The 906-nt window shown below is 43.7% G+C and carries 2 protein-coding genes; both read right to left on the bottom strand.

The genetic code is table 11. The features are described from left to right. On the bottom strand, positions 1 to 562 hold a 562-nt coding region (locus HP456_RS24415; RefSeq protein WP_172255849.1), incomplete at its 3' end, for a biotin/lipoyl-containing protein. A gap of 41 nt (positions 563 to 603) precedes the next feature. Next, on the bottom strand, positions 604 to 906 hold a 303-nt coding region (locus HP456_RS24410; RefSeq protein WP_281358137.1), incomplete at its 5' end, for a transketolase C-terminal domain-containing protein.

Below are 906 nucleotides of genomic sequence, written 5' to 3'. Positions count from 1 at the left end.
CTTTGACAGGCGCATCCTGAGGAGCAGGTGCTTCCGCTTGTTGTGCAGCAGATGCATCAGCTGCTTTAGGGATATTGCCGGACTCAATAATTTTCTTAAGATCTTTTCTTGTGATACGGCCGCCGTTACCGGTGCCTTCCACTTGATTCAAGTCGATATCATGCTCTTGAGAAAGCTTCAATACAGCCGGGGAGTATCTTGCTTTATTTCCGGATTCTTTTTTAGGTGCCGGGTTTTTCGCAGGTGCTGCAGCAGGTTTCTCACCTGCAGTTTCATTCTTCTCTTCTTTAGGAGCTTCCTCTGAAGGAGCAGAGCCGGACCCTTCCACTTCGATAGAACAAATAATTTCGCCGACTTCCAATGTATCACCTTCATCAGCGATCAATTCTTTAATCGTCCCTGTAAAAGAAGAAGGAACTTCAGCGTTCACTTTATCTGTCTGCACTTCTGCAATCGGATCATATTTATTAACCGTATCACCTGGTGATACCAGCCATTTACTAATTGTACCTTCTGTTACACTTTCCCCTAACTGCGGCATTTTCATATTTTCAATACCCATGAGGAACCCTCCTAACTTTTGCGTTTAATATGTTTGATGGATTAAAATTCAGCCAGCTCACGCATAGCCTTCTCTACTTTGTCCGGGTTGATCATAAAGTATTTTTCCATTGTAGGTGCATAAGGCATCGCAGGAACATCCGGTCCGGCAAGGCGCTTAATCGGTGCATCAAGTTCGAATAGACAATGTTCAGCAATAATGGCGGAAACCTCACCCATGATGCTTCCTTCTTTATTATCTTCTGTCACAAGCAGCACTTTACCCGTTTTTGAAGCAGCTTCGATGATTGCTTCCTTATCTAATGGATAGATGGTTCTTAAATCCAGGATATGTGCTTCTATTCC

This window comes from Bacillus haikouensis (assembly GCF_013179555.1).
Taxonomy (GTDB): domain Bacteria; phylum Bacillota; class Bacilli; order Bacillales; family Bacillaceae_B; genus Rossellomorea; species Rossellomorea haikouensis_A.
Note: the sequence above shows the minus strand (reverse complement) of the source record. Positions and strands in the feature narration are given on the sequence as shown.